Raw genomic sequence first — 18,393 nt, 5'->3', positions numbered from 1 at the left:
ATAGGGCCATGGCGAATCCTCAGCCCGAGAAGGGCTTTGTAAAGCTCGCCAATGAAATATGGAACGAGATCATTCGCCGGGATTTCAGCAAGCGGCAGAAGGACATCATCCTGTTCATTTGGCGGCTTTCTTACGGCTGTCAGAAGAAAATGGCACTCATTCCTAAGCTTAAGGATTTCGAAATATGTGGGATCGGCGCCCAGAATATTCGAAAAGAATTGGACTATCTGGCAAGCTGCCGGGTCATTACATGGGAAAAATCAGCATCCATTTTCAGTGTGAACAAGGACTATGACAAGTGGCAAATAAGCCCCGTTCGAGGGTGGGACGACGATCGATTCCGGGAATTAATCAGCGAAAATTTAGGAGCTCAAACTTCTCAAATCGAGAAGAAAGCGACTTCTCAAATTAAGAAGTTTTCGCCATCTAAATTGAACATCAAATTGCTGTCGACTTCTCAAAATAAGAAGTTGAGACTTCTTAAAACAAGAAGTTACAACTTCTTAAAACAAGAAGTCCAACTGCCCTCAAACCCTTGCGGCTGTAGGCGTAAACAGCTGTCTAAAGACATTATTAAAGACATTATTAAAGACAAAAAAGATATAGAGTATGATATATCGTCTCGGTCAGTTTCGAAAAGTGAATCGTTTTATTCTGCACACTCAAGGCTCTTTCACCGAGATCTTACACCATGGCAAATGCAGAAGCTGGCAGTCTTTATTGATCAGGACGGAATCGAAGAGTCTGTTGTTATTCACGCCCTTGAACGCATGAAGAAAAAAGCCGACAACTACAACTTGAATTTCGCAATCAGTACCTTGGAGACATATTTCAAATCCGGAGCAACTACTCTTGATAAGGCAAAACTGGTGGATACAGAGTTCGACGAGAGGAAGAATGCAAAGTTCGGTGGGAACCGAAGTGGAGGCGGTTTCTCTAACAAGCCTGCGATAGAAATTGTGAAGGAATCTCAGCAAACCCAATCGGTAACTGCTGACGAACTTGAAGAGCTGAGAAGACTTGCGAGAAAACTGGATGGGAAGGAAACCGAGCCAGTCCCATTTTGACTGAGGGGAGATAGAGGATGACTGAAAAACCAAAGATGAATCGTACGATCGTTTGCGAAGAATTAAATTACGTGTGGGACGAGCATCAGCTTGTCGAACTGGATCGCCTATGGCGAGAAGGGTACACGATTAATCAGATTGCGAAATTGTTTCTCCGAAAGCGAGAAGAAATCGCTATCGCTCTTATCGACAGGCTCAGCGATAACGAGAAATCCTTGTTATTCGGCAGCCGCTGGGGTGTCCAGCCGCGTCATAGAAGCATGGCGCTGTGTTATGACTAATGGCCGGGAATAAGCACTACACCAACTCGAAGGATGAGATCATGGAGAGTTATGAGTGGCTTTTTCGTGAAAAGTTGGAATCACTTGATCATTTAGCCCGAAGCATGTATACAGACTTAACTCTCGCATCAGTTCGAAGTGAAAAGATTCCGGGTATCATGCAGAAATTTTTTTCAGATTTGTGGGAGAAAACAGCGTCTGATCAAGAAATGAAAACGGGAAGAGGAGCGCCAAGATGGATTGGATCCAAGCAACAGAGGAACAACTCCGGAACATAGCTTACGAAGATGATGAAGCTCCTTGGGTCTACCGGATCGCCGCGCAAGCCGAGTTGAAACGAAAAAATAAGACCAGAACGGGGGAGATCGTTGTTGGCGAAACAATTATTGAGGGAGCTAGTAGTCGACAATTTTGCAGGCGGTGGAGGGGCTAGCACAGGCATTGAACTTGCGCTTGGCCGGAGTGTCGATGTTGCAATCAATCATGATCCGGCAGCGATCGCAATGCACAAAGCAAATCATCCCGATACCGAGCATTATTGCGAATCTGTCTGGGATGTCGATCCGCGAGAGGTGACAAAGGGTCAACCGGTCGCGCTTTGTTGGCTGTCGCCGGACTGCAAGCACTTCAGCAAAGCAAAAGGCGGAAAGCCAAAGGAAAAGGGGATTCGCGGGCTCGCTTGGGTAGCGCTTCGATGGGCGGCAACGGTCCGACCGCGAGTCATCATGCTTGAGAACGTCGAGGAGTTCAAGACATGGGGGCCGCTGCTTAAAGACGGCATGCCGGACCCAGACAATAAGGGCAAAACGTTCCAAGCCTTCATAAACGCCTTAAAGCGGCAGGGCTACGACGTCGATTATCGGGAGCTTCGAGCGTGCGACTATGGCGCGCCGACGATCCGCAAGCGGTTTTTCCTTATCGCACGCTGCGACGACCGCCCGATCGTATGGCCAGAACCGACGCACGGCGATCCGAACAGTATCGAGGTGAAGCGGAAGAAACTGAAGCCATGGGTGCCGGCTGCTGATGTCATCGACTGGTCGCTCGAGTGCATGAGTATCTTCGAGCGGAAGCGACCGCTCGCCGAAAATACGATGCGTCGGATCGCAAGGGGAATCATGAAATTCGTCGTCAACAACCCGCGGCCGTTCATCGCCAGGATCGGGCAGACCGGCTTCGGCGGCAACCGGCTCCAGTATCCAATCGATCAACCACTTACGACGATCACTACGAAGGCTGAGCATCTGCTGATCACTCCAGTGTTGGGTGTGAATACAAGCAGGCATCCAGGAAGCCCCGTTACGGATCCGCTTCGAACCATAACGACGGGCGGGCATCATATGCTAATTAAGCCGTTTCTTGCTAAGAACTATGGAGGGAATTACAACGGCCCCGGAGCTGACGTGATCGATCCGCTACCGACAATTACTACGAAGGACCATCATTCCCTTGTTACGGCATTCCTCACTCAATACCACAGCGAAACGACAAGCCACGATGCGCGCGGCCAGACGCTCGACCGTCCGATATTGACGCTCGATACATCAAATCGTTACGGGATCGTCACAAGCCATCTAATCAAGATGAAGGGGCAAAACATGGGCCAGCCTATCACGGAGCCGATCCAGACGATAACGGCCGGGGGGCTTCATTTCGGAGAAGTCAGGGCATTCCTCATGAAATATTACGGTACCGGTGAAGGTCAGGAGCTGACGGAGCCATTGCACACGATCCCGACGAAGGATCGCTTCGGACTGGTGACGGTTCACGGTCAAGATTATGCGATCGTCGACATCGGCATGCGGATGCTGGAGCCACATGAACTATTCGCCGCGCAAGGCTTCCCTTCGGAGTACATCATCGATCGGGATGCGGACGGCAAGCAATATCCGAAGTCAGCTCAGGTCGCCCGCTGCGGGAATTCGGTACCGCCGCCATTTGCGAAACATCTTGTCCAGGTGAATCTTCCGGAGCTTTGCAAAAACGTGCCGTACGGCGGCGAACATCAACTTGAGCTTCAGCTGGTGTAGAGCATATGGAAAGAATCTCATGGGCTGAATGCACTGCGCTGACAATGAACATATTGCAAAGCCGGCCGGGAGAGTGGAGCCATAAAATCGAAGGTCGATTTGTCCGTTTTGAAAAAAAAGTAAAAGCACCGAATGGACAGGTTCGAGTTTTCTACCGAGCTGCGGACGGCGCCGGATCTTATAGCGAAACGGAATGGCAACGACATTCGAAGGAGCTGGAGTTCCGGCAGCTGACGTTGTTCTGATGGTAAACGAGAGGAGTGCTCCTATGATTAGCGATCGTAAATTAGCTGTATACGAGGTTGAAGCTGTAGTGAAAATCAAATTTAAAGCCGCTGTAAGCGACGCTGAAAAGCAGCTTGCTAAGTACCCGGATGTCATTCTAGAAGAATTGGAAAATGAACTAGGTTATTCACGCACTGAAATTGTCTCAAGCGAGATTCGGCTGATAAAGGAGAACATACCCAGCCTGAAAGAAGCCATGCGGGTTTGCAACACACATATAGATTGAAGAAATGGAGGCGGGACGGATGACTCAATTAATAATCGATAATGGCGGCCTCGGAAAAGACAAGCATAAGAAACTTCTAGAGTACGCCGAGCATTGGATGCTCAAGGATAGCGATCTCGTCGTGGAAAACTTTGAGGTCAGAGCACATGCACAGTGGCTAACGCGGGCATATCGCAACGGTAACAGCTATTTCATGATTGCTACTGGAATTATATACGACCACTATCAAAACTTCCTCGATCTGCAGAGCGGTGTACTCAAGATCGATGAAAACGATCCGGAAGGACTTTGCGAAGACGACCTGGACTATGAGAATGACGTTATGACATTCCACCTGCCGCTTAATGTAATCAAGATTCTTGGCGGAGATTCAATCAGTTGGCTGCAGGATAAACTTCAGCAACTCCAGACAGACACTGATTCATTCGACGAGGTTATGTACGACTATCCAGATGAATAGTCGATCCATATTGTTCATCAAAATTTGAGAGGATGATGAAAATGATTGAAGTTAAGGTGAAGGAAACAGTTAAACTATCTGAACTTCCAGAGGGTGCGTTGTTGAGCTACGAAGATGCCCATTTCACAGTATCCCCTTCCGAACTCAGACAGCGGATTGCGGACGGAGAAAGCTTCGAACCTCACACATGGTATGTGGCGGTCGAACAACGCTGGAAAGCTGATGCCAAGCATATGATTGAGCGTTACATCGAAGACGAATACGACAACGGCATGTACGAAGATTGGGATAATCGGGCGAAGGATTGCTTGCGTCCAGAGCATTTTGAACGAATACAAGCGGTGTTAGACGAAGCATTCAAAGACGATTATGCCACGAAATACTGGATGCTTGATGGTCCAGAAGTAATCATCGACTAATTCGCAGTACGACGATGTGAACTATTCGGGAAATCCGAAAGGTTGATCCATATAGCGCAGGAAAGGAGAAATGGAAACGTGACAATTACGCCCGAATATGAGCTGCGGAAAGCAGCAGAGGAACAAGTGAGGAAAATACTTATCATGATGAACGGCCTTTCGGAAGAGGGCTTTTACAATAGGCTGAACAATGACCCATACTTCCGCAAAGGATTCGAGGTATTTGTTCAATTATTCATGAGCGCAAAGTTTTAGTGTCGCAGTTCGACGAAAACATGAAGGAGGACGACCATGGCATTCGGGAAAGACGGAATATGCTCTATATGCAAGCGAATGCCTGTAAGTCGATGGTGTGATTACGTTATCAACTACGATACATCGACGTTATTCCTTCGTGACTACAAGGAATTCGTTTCTGCGAACTCAGGTAATAACTACTCTACGTGTGATCTCCCAATGTGCGAGAAATGCGCATCTAACGTCGGTAAAGACAGAGACTTATGTCCGCATCATATATCCTTGTATCGAGTAGTCCAGTTACCGGACGTATACCAAAGGAAAAGGCAAAGTGAAGAAAAGGGACGAATTTATCGATTCGACGCAACAAAATGAATAGGCGGTGTTCTTGGCATGGGATATGGAATGAAAATGCACCACAAATTCGGACCGAAATCAAGAATCGCAACGCTGAACTATAAGCCGAAGGCTGGCGAAATTATCGAGATCGACGGCGAATGGTACAAGGTCGACAGTCTGGAGAAAGACAAGCGGGTTTGCCACGCTGTGTTCGCCAGCAATCAAGAAATCTATCAAGTGACCGGATCGTATCCGGGTTAAGTATTTCAGTGAATATTGAAGAGCATTGGAGGGGAACTCATTGATCAAAACGCATGAATTGAAAGTTTGGCCAGAATTTTTCAAGCCTCTATGGAATGATACTAAGAAGTTTGAAGTACGGAGAAATGACCGGGGGTATCAAGTAGGGGATCGGCTTCTATTGAAAGAATGGAATCCGGAATTCCAGGAATACACAGGGGTAATGGTATTCAAGCGGGTTACTTATATCCTAGACGATCCGGCACTCTGTAAATCAGGTTTTGTTGTAATGGCAATAGAATAGAACAATCCCCTGGCGCGCACTGTTGGGGAACGGTACGCCAGGGGATTTAACGAATCATCTCTATTATAGCATAAGGGGATGAGGGGAATGATCGCATTGCAACTAGACTTTTTTGAGGAAGCGACGTCGGAGGAGATAGAGCGGGCGAAGTCCTTGCTCAAACGTTATAGAAGGCATAAGGATTTACTGGCTGAGCTTGAAAGGATGGGGAACCTTTCGGATAAGCAACAAGCAGCTTATAATTTGTATTTGCGAATGAACCAGGCGATTGAGAGATCGGTTCGTTTGATAATAGATGTTGAAATACGGGAAACGATTAAAATGCGATTTATTGATGGTGTTCGGCGAAAGGAGGTAGTATGGCACTTCCGTTCCATGGACCCGTCAACAGTTGACCGGAGGATCAATAAGGGGATTATTTCTGTCGCAAACAGTCTGAAAATTTTTGTAGGGTGAAATGCGTGTAAAGCGCGGGCAAAACGCATCTAAGACGCTAGCCGAAAGCGTGAAATAAAGAGGTACAGTAGTTGCAGGAAGATATTTCTTCCAGCAAAGCTGTACCTCTTTTTTGTTACTTTGAAAACTTCATAAGTCGTGCGAAACGTCGAATGACAAAGTAGCCAGGGAAAAGTAGGCGCGGTATCCGTAAGGAGCTCGGAGGTTCAGATGCCTTGCCCTGAAAAGCGACTCAAAACAATATCGAAATCTTGCTTATTTGGTTATGGAACAACTCGATCTATCGTGTTGTGCCATAAGCAAATAATCATGAAGGAGGCGATCCGGTTGCGGTACACACGAAAGATATCGTATCTACAGGACAGGAAACTGCAACCGGATAAGTGCCGAGGGTGCCCCTGGGGAAGATCAGAAGGCAGCAAGCAGTTTTGTTCCAGGGTAAAATGCGTGAAGGACGGTGATATGAATGCGAATACTCAACTGGCTGGCAAGAAAACTTCAGGCAAATGCTACGCCTGCACTGAGAAACCGTAAAGAGCGTCGACACGGGAGACAACAGTGACAAGCGCAGCAGCGCATCACATATACCATCCTCAATCAATGTGTAGTTGATGACCATTGGAGAGGAGGCAGCTCCGCGACCGTAGTGTCGCGGAGCGACAATGGAGGGAAGCGAATGGTTGAGGGCAACGACGAAATTAAATTCTTTCGTGGTTTATGGTGGGGAGTATTATTCGGGTCCATCATGTGGGCTGGGATCATTCTCCTAATATTGGCCGTAATCTAATGGGGTGGTGGTATGAAGACAGTCCAGCCGATCCGTGACGATCGGGTTGTCGAGGGGATGAAGCAATATTTCCGAGTAAGAAGCATGCGGAACTATCTTTTTTTCTGCATTGGGATTTATTCGGGGCTACGTGTATCTGACCTGATTACGATTCAGGCAGGTGAAGTTCGTAGCAGCCACGTTTTTAAGATGGAGCGGAAAAATAAACATAACAAACGGTTTATTATCCATCCTTCCTACCGGTTCGAGTTGGAATTGTACATTGCGGACATGCAGGATCATGAATATTTATTTGCAAGTCGGCAACGTAAGACAATTAGCAAGCTTAAAAAAGAACCAATTGATCGTTCGACGGCATACAGGTTCCTAACCGAAGCAGCAAGGTTGTTTGGATTATCTGAGATTGGTAATCATACATTGCGGAAGACGTGGGGTTATAGGCTATACACACAAGACGAAGCCAACCTAGCGTTACTAATGGAAGCCTTCGGACATCGAGATTTTAGGGATACTTTACGTTATATCGGCATTACGCAGGACATGTTAGACCGCGCAACACTGCGCATGCGCTGATTTTACTGCACCATAATTAAATGAATGTCTCACTCGTCCTAAGCAATGAGATTAATATATGAAGGAACGAAAAAAGTAAAGAGCCTTCGAGTGCAACAGAACCTTATTATGGTGCACTCTAGCACCAGTTATTAGGAGAAAACGGGCTTTGATGCGTCTGAAAAAACGTTACCGTAAATGGTAACGCTCATCTCAAAAAATGGCTTGAGCGTTCCATTCAAACACAAATATCGGAGGTGGGGTGAATGTAGTGGCAAGACCACGAAGTACGAACCGCTCAGCTGCACTAAAATTGTGGATGAAGAGCGGTCGAACAATGAAGCTTTCCGATATAGCAGAAGAGCTTGGCGTTTCGGATGTCATGATTCGAAAGTGGAAGTTTACAGACAAGTGGGACGAGATCCCGGACAAACGACCACGAGGCGCGCCAAAGGGTAATAAAAACGCAGTGGGCAATTCTGGCGGGGCAGCTCCAATAGGGAACCAGAACGCTTTCAAGAATGGATACTACACAAAATACCTTCCAGAAGAGGTTGCGGAGATCGTGAGGGAAGTCGAGGAAGATGACCCTTTAAATGTTATGTGGAAGAACATCACCATTCTTCAAGCTAAATTCCTCCATGGTCAGCGCATTACGCATGTTGAAAAGGAAAAAGATTGGGACAAGCATGTCGCTTCAATCAGCGCTGATGCCAAGATTATGAAGGAATTGCGCTCGGCTATTCGCCAGTTCTTAAACGCAGCTCCGGAGAATGATGAGCGTCGTGCTCGTCTTGAAATGATGGATGTTCAGATCGAAAAGAAGAAAACCGAGCATGAACTCGTTAAGCTCCAGGTCGAAAAGCTTGGCGGTAAGGACAACGTTCGCAAACTGGAGACATTCTTATAAGGAGCTGATAGCATGAACGAGGAGCTTCATCGGATTATGGAGACGCATCAACATGGTGCATTTCGGGTAGTATCCAATCTCGTAATCGAATCATTACGGTACCCTGATATAGTTGTTAATGCATTGAGGAAAGAGGCGTTGGAGAAAAGCGGTCTGCCTCCAAATGAAATCATATTCACCGAGCATTTAATTGATGAATCGGATGAAACTAAGATCATTGTGGTGACGGCTGATAGTAAGGAGCATTATGCTGAACTGCCGCCAGATCATTGACCGCCGCCGCGAACTATGGGAGCAGGCTAAAGACGTTCAGCAAGACGTTGAATATCGTAACGCCGTAGCCGAATATATGCTTGAGCATAAGCACATCCGAAAAGAGCTCGCGGATCGCCCCGAGCTGCTGATCGAGATGTGCTTTATTATTGTCGACAAGGATAAGCAGACGAGCCCGTTCTTCCTGAATGATGTACAGGCTGACTTCTTTCGCCGGTTGAATACGGCGATCGCTGAGTATCGTGCGGGCAGACGACATCTGCTTCGTTTCCTTGTGCTGAAGGGAAGGCAGCAGGGCTTTACGAGCGCGATCACGGCGTATCAACTTGCTTGCACGATTACAAGAAAGAACTTCGAGGGCTTCACTGCAGCTGACGAGGACGGCAACAGCAGCGCTATTTTCGAGAACAAAGCGAAGTATCCATATGAGGCATTGCCGGGACCACTCAAGCCTACGGAGAAGTACAATAACCGGAAGCAACTGCTATTCGAACGCCTGCACAGCTCATGGGAGATCAAGACGGCCAGTAGGAACATGGGTCGTTCGAGGACGATAAACTTCTTTCATGGGTCCGAGGCAGCGTTCTGGAAGGACGGAATATCAGGGACGCAGGCCGGCATTGGTGAAGCCTTGACGAAGGACGCGATTGTGATCTACGAGTCCACCGCCAACGGATACAACGAATATAAGGAGCTGTGGGACGGAGGCATTTGGGAGAACTGCTTCTATGAATGGTGGAGAACCGCTGAATATCGGACGAATTTCGAGTCGGATGAACGCCGTGTATGGTTCGTAAAGCAGGTGACTGACCGAGAAGAGTGGATATGGGAGCGTTGCCGGTGGCTGCTAAATACGATTGGCCTTGAGCTTGAGCAGATTTACTGGTACTACAACAAGTATGACGGTTATCTCAAGAAAGATACGATCAAGCAGGAGTATCCTTGTAGTCCACTAGAGGCGTTCCTTGCATCCGGAACATGTGTCTTCAATCAAGAAAAAGTCGTTATGCGGATTGAACAGCTCAAGCTTGTTTATAAGAAACGACCGCCGCGTCGTGGAAACTTCCGCTTTGAGTGGAACGATCCTAAAACGATGGACAGTATCAAGGATGGAACGATTAAGTGGGCAGACAACCCGAATGGCTCCATTACGATCTACAGCATTCCAGAGGAGCGGTACCCGTACGTAATCGGTGGAGACACGAAGGGCGAGGGCCATGACAAGTATGCGGCTACCGTCCTAAACAACGTAACGGGTAAGCGCTGCGCAACGCTTCACATGCAAGCAACTAACAGCAAACCCTATACGCATCAGATGTATTGCCTTGGGCGCTTCTATAACGACGCACTTATTGGTATTGAAATGAACTTCAATACGGCTCCGATCGAGGAGCTTGAGAGGCTGCAATATCCGCATCAATACGTCCGGGTGAAGTACGATGACTTTACGAAGCAGACTGAGAAGAAATACGGCTGGAAGACGGACGGGAATACGCGACCGCTGATTATTGATAAGGAAATTGGGTTGATTGAAGAAAACATTGACCTGTTTACCGATATTGATTTTCTTAGTGAATGTCTTACGTTCATTTATGACAAGAATGGCAGGCCTGATGCCGAGTCCGGCAAGAATGACGACTTGCTGATAAGCGATATGATTGCTAACGAGATACGCTCACAGCAGTCGTATACGTTATCGGATGTAGAGACTAAGCGTGAGCAACTGCCTTTTGCGCTTCAAACTGATGAACCTGATGATGAGGGGGTATATGGATGGTAGATGAAATCGAACAGCTTGCTCGCATCCTGGAAACAAAGGGGCTTGAAGAGGAAACATCTGCTCTTATAAACCTCGCAATACGGGAGCAAGTGGAAAAGTATCGAACGGATATTAGAGCTCCGGCCCCTGCAAATGTTTCGAATGTGTTGGGTCAGCCGGACATTATGCAGGAATGGGTACACGGCCCGACGGGAGGCGATTAAGAAGTGCCGACAGCAAAAAACATGGCTGAGATACAGCAAATCGTTAGCATCGACGATAAGCGGTATCAGGAGGGTCTAAGCTACATGAAGTCAATGGGCTACCTGATCAACTGGCCGAAATACGAGCGGTTCAAGGCAGGTGATCAATGGCCGGCACCGACTGAGCGCACACGCAACCTCCCACGTCCGGTGTTTAATATTATCGATCTGATCGAATCACTGAAAGTCAGTACAGTCATGAACGAGCAGATCATGATGCGATTCACTTCTTCCGACTCCGGTACGGATCTTGCAAATGAAGCAGCAGATATGTTCACGAAGTATTCCGATACCGTATGGGAAGAGATCCAGCAGAACGACCTGAACGAACAGATGCTGGAGATTGCAGCGAATGTTGGATCGGGTATCCTTCACTATTATTGGGATAGCGGGATTAAAGGCGGGAATGTGCTCAAGTATGAGGGCAAAATCTGCGGCGAGGTGCTGGACCCGATCAACGTTTTCTTCGGAAATCCCCAGAGCAGGGAAGTTCAGTCGCAACCGTACATCTTGATATCGTACCGTGAAAACACCAAGAAGCTGCGGAAGGAAGCGACGGCGAACAAATTAAGCAAGACGCTAATTAGCATGATCGGTCCGGACAAGAACACAGCTGACGAGGGCTATGACATGGCTCAGGTCGAGATAAACGACGACGACAAGACAACAGCGCTGTTGTGCTATTACCGCCATGACGATGGATTTATTCATTTCCATAAAGTCGCTTCCGGCATGGTAATTAAGCCCGATACCAATTCGCAAATGCGTAAGTATCCGATTGCGCTGATGCCTTGGAAACGACGTCGAAAGTCTATTCATGGTATTGGAGACACGCAGGGGATCATCGAAAATCAAAAGGCGATTAACTTCATGGTCGCTATGGCGCTGCTCTCAGGACAATTGACGGGTTGGCCTAAGATGGCGATTGATCCGATGCGGGTGGACAAGCGGAAGATCACCAATACGCCTGGCGAAATTATTGATGTTAAGAATGCGGAGAAGGGTCTGAACACAGCTGTCGCTTACCTGAATCCGGGTAACATAAGTCCGCATGTCATGGGACTTGTCGATACAGTAATCGACTTAACTCGTTCGATGACAAGCGCAAATGATGCTTCGACCGGTGAAGCACCGGGAGCGAACATGAGCGCTGCCGCACTTATTCAGCTTCAACGAGCAAACGGTGTTCCGATCGAGTCGGTTAAGCGTCGGTTTTACAAGTGTATGGAAGACGTTGGCCGTATCTGGGAAGAGTTTTTCAAAGTACGATACAACCTTCCGCGAGAGGTAAAGGTGAAGGATGATGACGGCGATGACGACTTCGTCCAGTTCGACGGTAGCAAGTATGCGGATACTGATCTTGACTTAAAGATTGACATTGGTCCGTCGTCTATGTTTAGCGAAGCGCTGATGATGAGCTCGCTGGATCGATTCCTCGATCAGAAGTTCATCACGTTCGACCAATACCTAAAGTACGCACCGAACAACGTTGTACCTTTCAAGGCACGACTTACGCGCGAGATCGAATCGTTGCGCGAACAACAGGCTACGCAACCGACTCCGATGGCAGATCCGTTAGCCAGCTTGAGTCCGGAGCAAAGAGCACAATTTGATACGCTGCCTCCCGAGCAACAAAAGGCGATTTTGCAACAAGCCCAGCAGATGGGATAACAAAAGTAGAGGATGATCGGTAATGGCACATAATATCGTGGACAAAGTAGGTTCTCCGGTTACGGTTTGGACACAAGACGGAAATCCTATGGAAAACCGCAAGCTTCTCACGCTTGACACATTTGGCATTGTAGTGACGGGGTATGGCAACGAATCGAAAGCTGTGTTTGTTCCGTGGTGCCAAGTGAAGTACGTTGATTACCCGAATGACGAATATAAAAACATGGTATGTCGAGGAGTTGATGAATAGTGAACGAGACGGATCGAATGGGGCTTACATTTGGGGCAGCGCTTGTAAATCTGAAAGAAGGCAAGAAACTCGCTCGTTCTGGATGGAACGGCAAAGGACAGTTCGTTGTTATGATGCCATCGCTTTATCTACCACCTCATTCATCCCAGGAACCCGGTGCGAAGGTGAATGACAGGACAGCAAAGCACATCGGAGTTGACACGTCGCTCGACTCACAACCATACTGCGCACTGTTCAATGCTCAAGGTAAGTGGCAACCAGGCTGGCTGCCGTCGCAAGGGGATTTATTCGCGGAAGACTGGATTATCGTTATTTAATGGGCTGCTGGTGAGAATCCGGCAGCCTTTTGTTTTGAAAATCTTCGGCGTTGATGGTGGAGTTGCGCCGCCCACCGGGAGGTTTTGCATATGAAATGGGAATGGTTGAACCCCTTGCACAATGCAGACGGGGATATTGGTGCTGCATCTGGAGATGGTGCGGCAAGCGCGGAGCCGCCAAGCGTTGCGGCAGGAACAGAACCGGCTACAGGGGGCGCCCCTGCAGCAGCTCCGCAGACGACGGGGGGAGAACCCACCTCAGCTGGTGTCACTCAGCAGGAATCTTTTGCGACCAGACTGAGGGAGCAAACCAGTAAGATCGAGGAGCGATATAAGCCATACGAAACACGAAATACGCGACTTGAAGCGGTGGCGAAAACCGCTGGGTTCGAAGATGTGGACTCTTACCTCGAAGCACTTGACCAGCATGCCCAGCAGCAGCATGCGGCTAATGAGGCGCGCCGGTTGAATGTGGACGAAGAGACGTATCAGAAGTATTTTGCACCAGTGAAGCAGGAGCTTAATCGCACGCAGCAGGAGCTTCAGACATTACGCAATGCAGAATCAGAACGTGCTGTGCGTTCTGAGTACGATCGTCTGATGTCGGATAATCCTGATTTTGTAAACATCCAAGACAAGGTGTTCGACCTTGTTATGGAACGGCCAGGACTGACGTTGACCGATGCCTACAAGCTTGTCAGCTATGACGAGAAGGTGAACGCGGCGAAGCTCGCCGGCCAGCAAGAGGCTCTTCAGAAGCTACAGGCTAATGCTGCTGCTTCGCCTGGTGCAGTTGGTGGAGATGCACCGAACCAAAGCTTTGACATCACTAAGCTCCCGAAAGAAGAACGCGAAAAATTATACGAACGGGCGAAGCGCGGAGAACTGAAAAGCCTTCGCTAGAGGAGGATATTAATTATGTTTACAGGATCAAGATTTGGTTCCGCAATGCGTGAACCGATGTTTTTCCCGACGGATGTACAGAGTTATAGCGCTGGATCTGGTCAGAATCAACTGACCCTTGAGAACGCAACGTTCTACAAGACAGCGCTTCTCGACCGTCTTCTGCCGGACCTGCACTACATGAAATATGGTGAGAAGAAGCCGATTCCAAAACGGAGTGGTGCTACGGCGCAATGGCGGAGATTTAACAGCCTAGCAGTTGTAACAACAGCGCTGACGGAAGGCGTAACACCTGACGGTGTGAACCTCAGCATGGGTTCCGTTACCGCCACTGTTAAGGACTATGGCAATTACACGAAGATTTCGGGTTACTTGGATATGGTCGGTATCGACCCTGTCATTACGGAAACTTCGGAGATCATGGGCGAAAACGCAGCTGAATCGATGGACAGCATCGTGCGTGACATCATAACAGCAGGAACGAATGTTGTGTATGCCGGCAACAAGCTTTCACGTGCTACAGTAGCGGCAACTGACGTTATCACAGCGGCGGATATTCTCAAGGTGCGCACGATCATGAAGCGCAACAAAGTGCGCGAGATCAAACTTCCGGACGGTTCCATGGGCTATCTGATGTTCATTCATCCGGACGTAGCTGCAGACCTGATGAAGACGCAGGAATGGAAGGACCAAAACACCTACGTCAGCACAGACAACCGTAAGGCGGGGGTTGTCGGCAAACTGTACGGCATTTACTTCCTTGAGTCGGTCAACAATACGGTCCTTACGGATGCTGGCGCGACTGGAGCAGAAGTCTATCTTAACGTATGCATCGGAAAAGGTGCTTACGGCGTGCCTGATGTAGATGGATCTGGTAGCCCCGACATTCTCGTTAAGCCAGCCGGCAGCGCGGGAACTGCCGATCCGCTTGACCAGTTCAATACGGTGGGTTGGAAGTCGACCTTTACCGCTGTTCGCCTGCAGGAACTAGCCATCATTCGTTATGAGAGCTCTGCAACTGCAATCTAGTACACATTAGCGATAGGGAGCTGCGGCTCCCTATATGTATGAGGAGGATTAACATGGAAGAACAACAACCGGAACAAGAACAGCAGGAAACGGCTACTGAGGGGAAATCGAATAAGAAGCTTACCTCGGAGCAAAAATCAACGCTTAAGCGGCTGCAAGAGCGTCCGAAAAAAACGATCTTTATTCCTGAAGATCCGCTCAACCCTGATGACTTAGTTGTGCCGATCAGTGTCAACGGGGTAACTTATTCGATTCCACGCGGGAAAGAATTCGAAGTCCCTGACGTAATCGCAGATATTTGGGCGGAATCTTATTCGAAGACTGCCGCAGCGAACCGCAAAATCAAAGTCCAGCAAGAGTTGGACATTACAATCCGTAGCTAGGAGGTAGAGGTATGATACTCAGCGATATCGTTGAAGAGATATTGGAGAAGGTAGGGGAAGGGCCTGGTCGGTCACTCTCCATGCCGTCCATTATCCGAAAAGTGGACCAGAAGCAAAAACAAATCCTGCGACAGTACGGTTACAACAATGACGACGTCGCCGTCATGGACATTTTAACGGGTATCGTTGAGTATCCCTTGCCTTGTGCGCCTGGTAACATTACGAGCGTTTATGTTAACGACCAGCGTTTGCCACTGAGGCAGCGGAACGATTATTCTCTGTCTGCCTATTATTATTTGTTGGACGGTACGATCGGGCTTTACCTTCAAGGTCAGCGCCCTACCGAAGACATTATTCAAGGTCTGAAAATCTTTCACAAACATGTGCCCGCCGCGCTTGCGGTGGGTACGCTTAACGCAGAACCTGAAATTGAAGAAGAGTTCCGTATGCTCCTGGTATATGGAGTTTTAATAGATATTGCGGAGCCAGCCATGATCGGCTTCTATCGAGATCGCTATGATGAATTGTTAGCGGAATACGTTTCTGCAACAAGAGATCCCGAGTCGACTCAAATATGTGAGGTGTACTACCCATGACGACAAGATACATCCCATCGATCGGCATCGATCCTATTCCAGCGCAGACACAGACCACCTATGAAGACTACAAGAAAATCAAGGGCTTCGAGGATGTCGGGTATTTTCTACAGGCTTATGTGGTCAGCGGCGGAGTTGTTACCCCGAACGTAAACCAGAACGACAAGGTTGACGTGAGTGAAATCGTCGTCTCGCTGAACAACGATATTATCGCTAGTGGAGCTACGACATTTCGAGCAAAGATTAAGAACACCGTCTATTACCTCGATTTCTCAAAAGACGGTTCATTCAAATGGGATACAGCGCATCCTGCTGGCACAGCCGGTACGGATTACCTCCCGATCGCTGTGGTTACGACGAAATCGAACGGCATGATCGACGTCATCACGGATGCTCGCGGCCCGATCGGCGGCTTCCGACTCAAGAACAATTTCGACCTCGTTGGCTATGCCACCGACGCCGAGTTGCAAGAAGATATGGATGCGGTTAATGCGCAGTTGGCGGATATAGCGATTAATGTTGTAACGATGGGAGCAGACCCAACAGGGACCATCGATAGTACTGCGCAGATACAGGCGGCTTTTAACGCAGGGAAAAGTATTCTTGTTCCGCCAGGCACTTACCTGATTGATGCGGTTACTAAGCTTCGAGTTCCGTCAAACCGTATCATCGAATGGCAAAAAGGAGCGATTTTCAAAGTCATACCTAACGCATCAGAGTCCTATCGAGTGCTTGATCTTTTCGCCGCCGAAAATGTGACTTTGTACAATCCAACACTCATCGGGGATCGTGACGAGCACACTTATGGACCCGGCACGCATGAGTATGGTCATGGCATCGTATTCTCGACAGCAAAGAACATCAAAATCTACAACGCTACCTGCAATAATTTTACGGGTGACGGCATTGCGGTAGTCGGTGGCGAAGATGTCTATATCGAGAACTTGAAGTGTGATAACAACCGACGACAGGGTGTCAGTATTGTGCGCGCAAACGACTTCACGATCAACGGCGCGTTGCTAACGAATATAAACGGAACTGCTCCTCAGTGCGGAATTGATTTGGAGGTCAATGTTAACACGGATTACCTAAAGAACATCAAGCTGCTCAATGTTACAACTGTAAATTGTGCAGAAGGTGGGATTATGGTGATTACGGCCCCGCTATTTGATTCAACTGAGAAAGAAATAAGTATTGAGATTCAGAATCACAAGGATTACGGAAGCCAATATGGGTTTATATTGGGGGATTTCGAACCAACCTCGCAGTTTTCGGGATATATAAACAATCTAAATCCGTATTATGAAAAAAATGGCGCAGACGGAGTATTTATCTCGGAGTACTCCAGTGCTTTCACACCAAATGTGTTGTTTCAAAATCCTGTTATCATTGATTCAAACGAGCTAAATGTATCCGCTAGTTTCCCCCAGTACACGAGCGGATTTGTACTTCGACGAGAAGCAGCTGGTAAAGGTAGCACTAAGATTGGTAATATAACAATTTCAAATCCGATAATTCTCGACACACGATCTGTAAAACGGGTCACGCGAGGGGTATACCTCAGTGATCTAAAGTCGATCGGTGTTGATAAAATTTCCATCATTAATCCGAAGTCTAATTTGGATTTGACCAGCAAGATCGATTTTACAACTCTGAATGGCGGAATAACTCTACTTGATGGACTTGGTGACTTGATACTTGACACCACGACTCAGTTCAATTCTCTCGATAATAGGGCCGTTACAAAGTTCAAAAATACAGGTGCCCCTCAGTCACACCAGGTTAATATATCGAACAATTACAGAGGGAACCATAGCGTTGAGTTCATCAACACTACATCCTTTGGAATGCTAGTCGTCCCGCCTGCGGGTGCAAACATCATGCCGTTATCATCAGTATCGGGTAAATACATTCAAACAACTCAAGTAGGAGCATCCATTAAGATCCGGCGTCTCAGTGACACTTTGTTTATCGTGGAGGAGATGATAGGTAACTGGATCGTGCAAGATGCATTACTAACTGGATCTACTGTTTGGAATCCTGCTAGTCTTGCGACAGGTACTGGAGAAACCTCGGCAGATATTACAGTAAGTGGCGCAGCTTTAGGTGACTTTGCCGTTGTGTCGGCCCCGTATGATTTGCAGGGGATTACCGCAAGCGGGTATGTGTCGGCGGCTGGTATCGTGAAAATCAGGATCCAGAACAACACCGGAGGGACAGTTGATTTGGCCAGCGGAACGTGGCGAGTTCGGATAATTAAGCCTTAAATGGTGTCGGATTATATCGTAACGTGGTATAATTCCAAGAAAACACAGTTTAGGTGGGTAATATCTTCCGATGATTACGATGCATGAGA

At 48.0% G+C, this 18,393-nt stretch carries 22 protein-coding genes; all 22 read left to right on the top strand.

Annotated features, from left to right (window positions below):
* The first annotated feature begins 8 nt into the window (after window positions 1-8).
* The 22 genes from RB620_RS04510 to RB620_RS04405 all read left to right on the top strand — a co-directional run bounded on the left by RB620_RS04510 (window position 9) and on the right by RB620_RS04405 (window position 18,304).
* Window positions 9-1,067 (top strand): replication protein, encoded by a 1,059-nt coding sequence (locus RB620_RS04510; RefSeq protein WP_308092341.1) that lies wholly within the window; start codon window positions 9-11, stop codon window positions 1,065-1,067.
* A gap of 17 nt (window positions 1,068-1,084) precedes the next feature.
* Window positions 1,085-1,348, top strand: coding sequence for a hypothetical protein (locus RB620_RS04505; protein WP_308092340.1), 264 nt, complete (start codon window positions 1,085-1,087; stop codon window positions 1,346-1,348).
* A gap of 371 nt (window positions 1,349-1,719) precedes the next feature.
* The gene (locus RB620_RS04500) at window positions 1,720-3,378 is read left to right on the top strand and encodes a DNA cytosine methyltransferase (protein WP_308092339.1); all 1,659 of its coding nucleotides are present in this window, start codon (window positions 1,720-1,722) and stop codon (window positions 3,376-3,378) included.
* Window positions 3,379-3,646: 268 nt separating this feature from the next.
* Window positions 3,647-3,889 carry a hypothetical protein gene (locus RB620_RS04495; protein ID WP_308092338.1) on the top strand — a complete coding sequence of 81 codons (243 nt, stop codon included), beginning with the start codon at window positions 3,647-3,649 and terminating at the stop codon, window positions 3,887-3,889.
* Window positions 3,890-3,908: 19 nt separating this feature from the next.
* The gene (locus RB620_RS04490) at window positions 3,909-4,349 is read left to right on the top strand and encodes a hypothetical protein (RefSeq protein WP_308092337.1); all 441 of its coding nucleotides are present in this window, start codon (window positions 3,909-3,911) and stop codon (window positions 4,347-4,349) included.
* A gap of 41 nt (window positions 4,350-4,390) precedes the next feature.
* A complete protein-coding gene (locus RB620_RS04485) occupies window positions 4,391-4,768 on the top strand; it encodes a hypothetical protein (RefSeq protein WP_308092336.1) in 378 nt (125 codons plus the stop codon).
* Between the two features lie 630 nt (window positions 4,769-5,398).
* The gene (locus tag RB620_RS04480; RefSeq protein WP_308092334.1) at window positions 5,399-5,605 is read left to right on the top strand and encodes a hypothetical protein; all 207 of its coding nucleotides are present in this window, start codon (window positions 5,399-5,401) and stop codon (window positions 5,603-5,605) included.
* Window positions 5,606-5,645: 40 nt separating this feature from the next.
* On the top strand, window positions 5,646-5,888 hold the full coding sequence (locus RB620_RS04475) for a DUF3850 domain-containing protein (protein WP_308092333.1): 243 nt from the start codon (window positions 5,646-5,648) through the stop codon (window positions 5,886-5,888).
* A gap of 87 nt (window positions 5,889-5,975) precedes the next feature.
* The gene (locus RB620_RS04470) at window positions 5,976-6,344 is read left to right on the top strand and encodes a hypothetical protein (protein ID WP_308092332.1); all 369 of its coding nucleotides are present in this window, start codon (window positions 5,976-5,978) and stop codon (window positions 6,342-6,344) included.
* Window positions 6,345-7,143: 799 nt separating this feature from the next.
* The gene (locus RB620_RS04465) at window positions 7,144-7,704 is read left to right on the top strand and encodes a tyrosine-type recombinase/integrase (RefSeq protein WP_308092331.1); all 561 of its coding nucleotides are present in this window, start codon (window positions 7,144-7,146) and stop codon (window positions 7,702-7,704) included.
* Between the two features lie 298 nt (window positions 7,705-8,002).
* The gene (gene terS / locus RB620_RS04460; RefSeq protein WP_483874746.1) at window positions 8,003-8,593 is read left to right on the top strand and encodes a phage terminase small subunit; all 591 of its coding nucleotides are present in this window, start codon (window positions 8,003-8,005) and stop codon (window positions 8,591-8,593) included.
* Between the two features lie 12 nt (window positions 8,594-8,605).
* Window positions 8,606-8,866 carry a hypothetical protein gene (locus RB620_RS04455; RefSeq protein ID WP_308092329.1) on the top strand — a complete coding sequence of 87 codons (261 nt, stop codon included), beginning with the start codon at window positions 8,606-8,608 and terminating at the stop codon, window positions 8,864-8,866.
* Window positions 8,841-10,646, top strand: a complete 1,806-nt coding sequence (locus tag RB620_RS04450) for a terminase large subunit (RefSeq protein ID WP_308092328.1) — start codon at window positions 8,841-8,843, stop codon at window positions 10,644-10,646. Before RB620_RS04455 ends, RB620_RS04450 begins: the two co-directional genes overlap by 26 nt.
* Window positions 10,640-10,849 (top strand): hypothetical protein, encoded by a 210-nt coding sequence (locus RB620_RS04445; protein WP_308092327.1) that lies wholly within the window; start codon window positions 10,640-10,642, stop codon window positions 10,847-10,849. The genes RB620_RS04450 and RB620_RS04445 overlap by 7 nt, the downstream gene beginning before the upstream one ends.
* Window positions 10,850-10,933: 84 nt before the next feature.
* The gene (locus RB620_RS04440; RefSeq protein WP_308092325.1) at window positions 10,934-12,559 is read left to right on the top strand and encodes a portal protein; all 1,626 of its coding nucleotides are present in this window, start codon (window positions 10,934-10,936) and stop codon (window positions 12,557-12,559) included.
* A 22-nt stretch (window positions 12,560-12,581) separates the two neighbouring features.
* Window positions 12,582-12,809 (top strand): hypothetical protein, encoded by a 228-nt coding sequence (locus RB620_RS04435; protein WP_308092324.1) that lies wholly within the window; start codon window positions 12,582-12,584, stop codon window positions 12,807-12,809.
* Window positions 12,809-13,126 carry a DUF2829 domain-containing protein gene (locus tag RB620_RS04430; RefSeq protein WP_308092323.1) on the top strand — a complete coding sequence of 106 codons (318 nt, stop codon included), beginning with the start codon at window positions 12,809-12,811 and terminating at the stop codon, window positions 13,124-13,126. Before RB620_RS04435 ends, RB620_RS04430 begins: the two co-directional genes overlap by 1 nt.
* Before the next feature lie 90 nt (window positions 13,127-13,216).
* A complete protein-coding gene (locus tag RB620_RS04425; RefSeq protein ID WP_308092322.1) occupies window positions 13,217-14,029 on the top strand; it encodes a hypothetical protein in 813 nt (270 codons plus the stop codon).
* A gap of 15 nt (window positions 14,030-14,044) precedes the next feature.
* Window positions 14,045-15,058 (top strand): N4-gp56 family major capsid protein, encoded by a 1,014-nt coding sequence (locus RB620_RS04420; RefSeq protein WP_308092321.1) that lies wholly within the window; start codon window positions 14,045-14,047, stop codon window positions 15,056-15,058.
* Window positions 15,059-15,111: 53 nt separating this feature from the next.
* Window positions 15,112-15,441, top strand: a complete 330-nt coding sequence (locus RB620_RS04415; RefSeq protein WP_308092320.1) for a hypothetical protein — start codon at window positions 15,112-15,114, stop codon at window positions 15,439-15,441.
* Window positions 15,442-15,452: 11 nt separating this feature from the next.
* Entirely contained in the window at window positions 15,453-16,037 is a 585-nt protein-coding gene (locus RB620_RS04410) for a phage adaptor protein (RefSeq protein WP_308092319.1), read from the top strand.
* Window positions 16,034-18,304 carry a right-handed parallel beta-helix repeat-containing protein gene (locus RB620_RS04405; RefSeq protein WP_308092317.1) on the top strand — a complete coding sequence of 757 codons (2,271 nt, stop codon included), beginning with the start codon at window positions 16,034-16,036 and terminating at the stop codon, window positions 18,302-18,304. The genes RB620_RS04410 and RB620_RS04405 overlap by 4 nt, the downstream gene beginning before the upstream one ends.
* Window positions 18,305-18,393 lie beyond the last annotated feature (89 nt).

Origin of the sequence: Paenibacillus sp. LHD-117, from assembly GCF_030929555.1 — a bacterium.
Classification (GTDB): domain Bacteria; phylum Bacillota; class Bacilli; order Paenibacillales; family Paenibacillaceae; genus Pristimantibacillus.
The sequence above is the reverse complement of the archived record's forward strand: the minus strand, read 5'-3'. Positions and strand labels throughout refer to the sequence as shown.

Bases quoted from the DNA above. Each gene is read 5' to 3' on its own strand.
- RB620_RS04510 (WP_308092341.1), top strand. From the start codon at position 9: ATGGCGAATCCTCAGCCCGAGAAGGGCTTTGTAAAGCTCGCCAATGAA.
- RB620_RS04505 (WP_308092340.1), top strand. From the start codon at position 1,085: ATGACTGAAAAACCAAAGATGAATCGTACGATCGTTTGCGAAGAATTA.
- RB620_RS04495 (WP_308092338.1), top strand. From the start codon at position 3,647: ATGATTAGCGATCGTAAATTAGCTGTATACGAGGTTGAAGCTGTAGTG.
- RB620_RS04490 (WP_308092337.1), top strand. From the start codon at position 3,909: ATGACTCAATTAATAATCGATAATGGCGGCCTCGGAAAAGACAAGCAT.
- RB620_RS04485 (WP_308092336.1), top strand. From the start codon at position 4,391: ATGATTGAAGTTAAGGTGAAGGAAACAGTTAAACTATCTGAACTTCCA.
- RB620_RS04480 (WP_308092334.1), top strand. From the start codon at position 5,399: ATGGGATATGGAATGAAAATGCACCACAAATTCGGACCGAAATCAAGA.
- RB620_RS04470 (WP_308092332.1), top strand. From the start codon at position 5,976: ATGATCGCATTGCAACTAGACTTTTTTGAGGAAGCGACGTCGGAGGAG.
- RB620_RS04465 (WP_308092331.1), top strand. From the start codon at position 7,144: ATGAAGACAGTCCAGCCGATCCGTGACGATCGGGTTGTCGAGGGGATG.
- terS (WP_483874746.1), top strand. From the start codon at position 8,003: ATGAAGAGCGGTCGAACAATGAAGCTTTCCGATATAGCAGAAGAGCTT.
- RB620_RS04455 (WP_308092329.1), top strand. From the start codon at position 8,606: ATGAACGAGGAGCTTCATCGGATTATGGAGACGCATCAACATGGTGCA.
- RB620_RS04450 (WP_308092328.1), top strand. From the start codon at position 8,841: ATGCTGAACTGCCGCCAGATCATTGACCGCCGCCGCGAACTATGGGAG.
- RB620_RS04445 (WP_308092327.1), top strand. From the start codon at position 10,640: ATGGTAGATGAAATCGAACAGCTTGCTCGCATCCTGGAAACAAAGGGG.
- RB620_RS04440 (WP_308092325.1), top strand. From the start codon at position 10,934: ATGAAGTCAATGGGCTACCTGATCAACTGGCCGAAATACGAGCGGTTC.
- RB620_RS04435 (WP_308092324.1), top strand. From the start codon at position 12,582: ATGGCACATAATATCGTGGACAAAGTAGGTTCTCCGGTTACGGTTTGG.
- RB620_RS04425 (WP_308092322.1), top strand. From the start codon at position 13,217: ATGAAATGGGAATGGTTGAACCCCTTGCACAATGCAGACGGGGATATT.
- RB620_RS04420 (WP_308092321.1), top strand. From the start codon at position 14,045: ATGTTTACAGGATCAAGATTTGGTTCCGCAATGCGTGAACCGATGTTT.
- RB620_RS04415 (WP_308092320.1), top strand. From the start codon at position 15,112: ATGGAAGAACAACAACCGGAACAAGAACAGCAGGAAACGGCTACTGAG.
- RB620_RS04410 (WP_308092319.1), top strand. From the start codon at position 15,453: ATGATACTCAGCGATATCGTTGAAGAGATATTGGAGAAGGTAGGGGAA.
- RB620_RS04405 (WP_308092317.1), top strand. From the start codon at position 16,034: ATGACGACAAGATACATCCCATCGATCGGCATCGATCCTATTCCAGCG.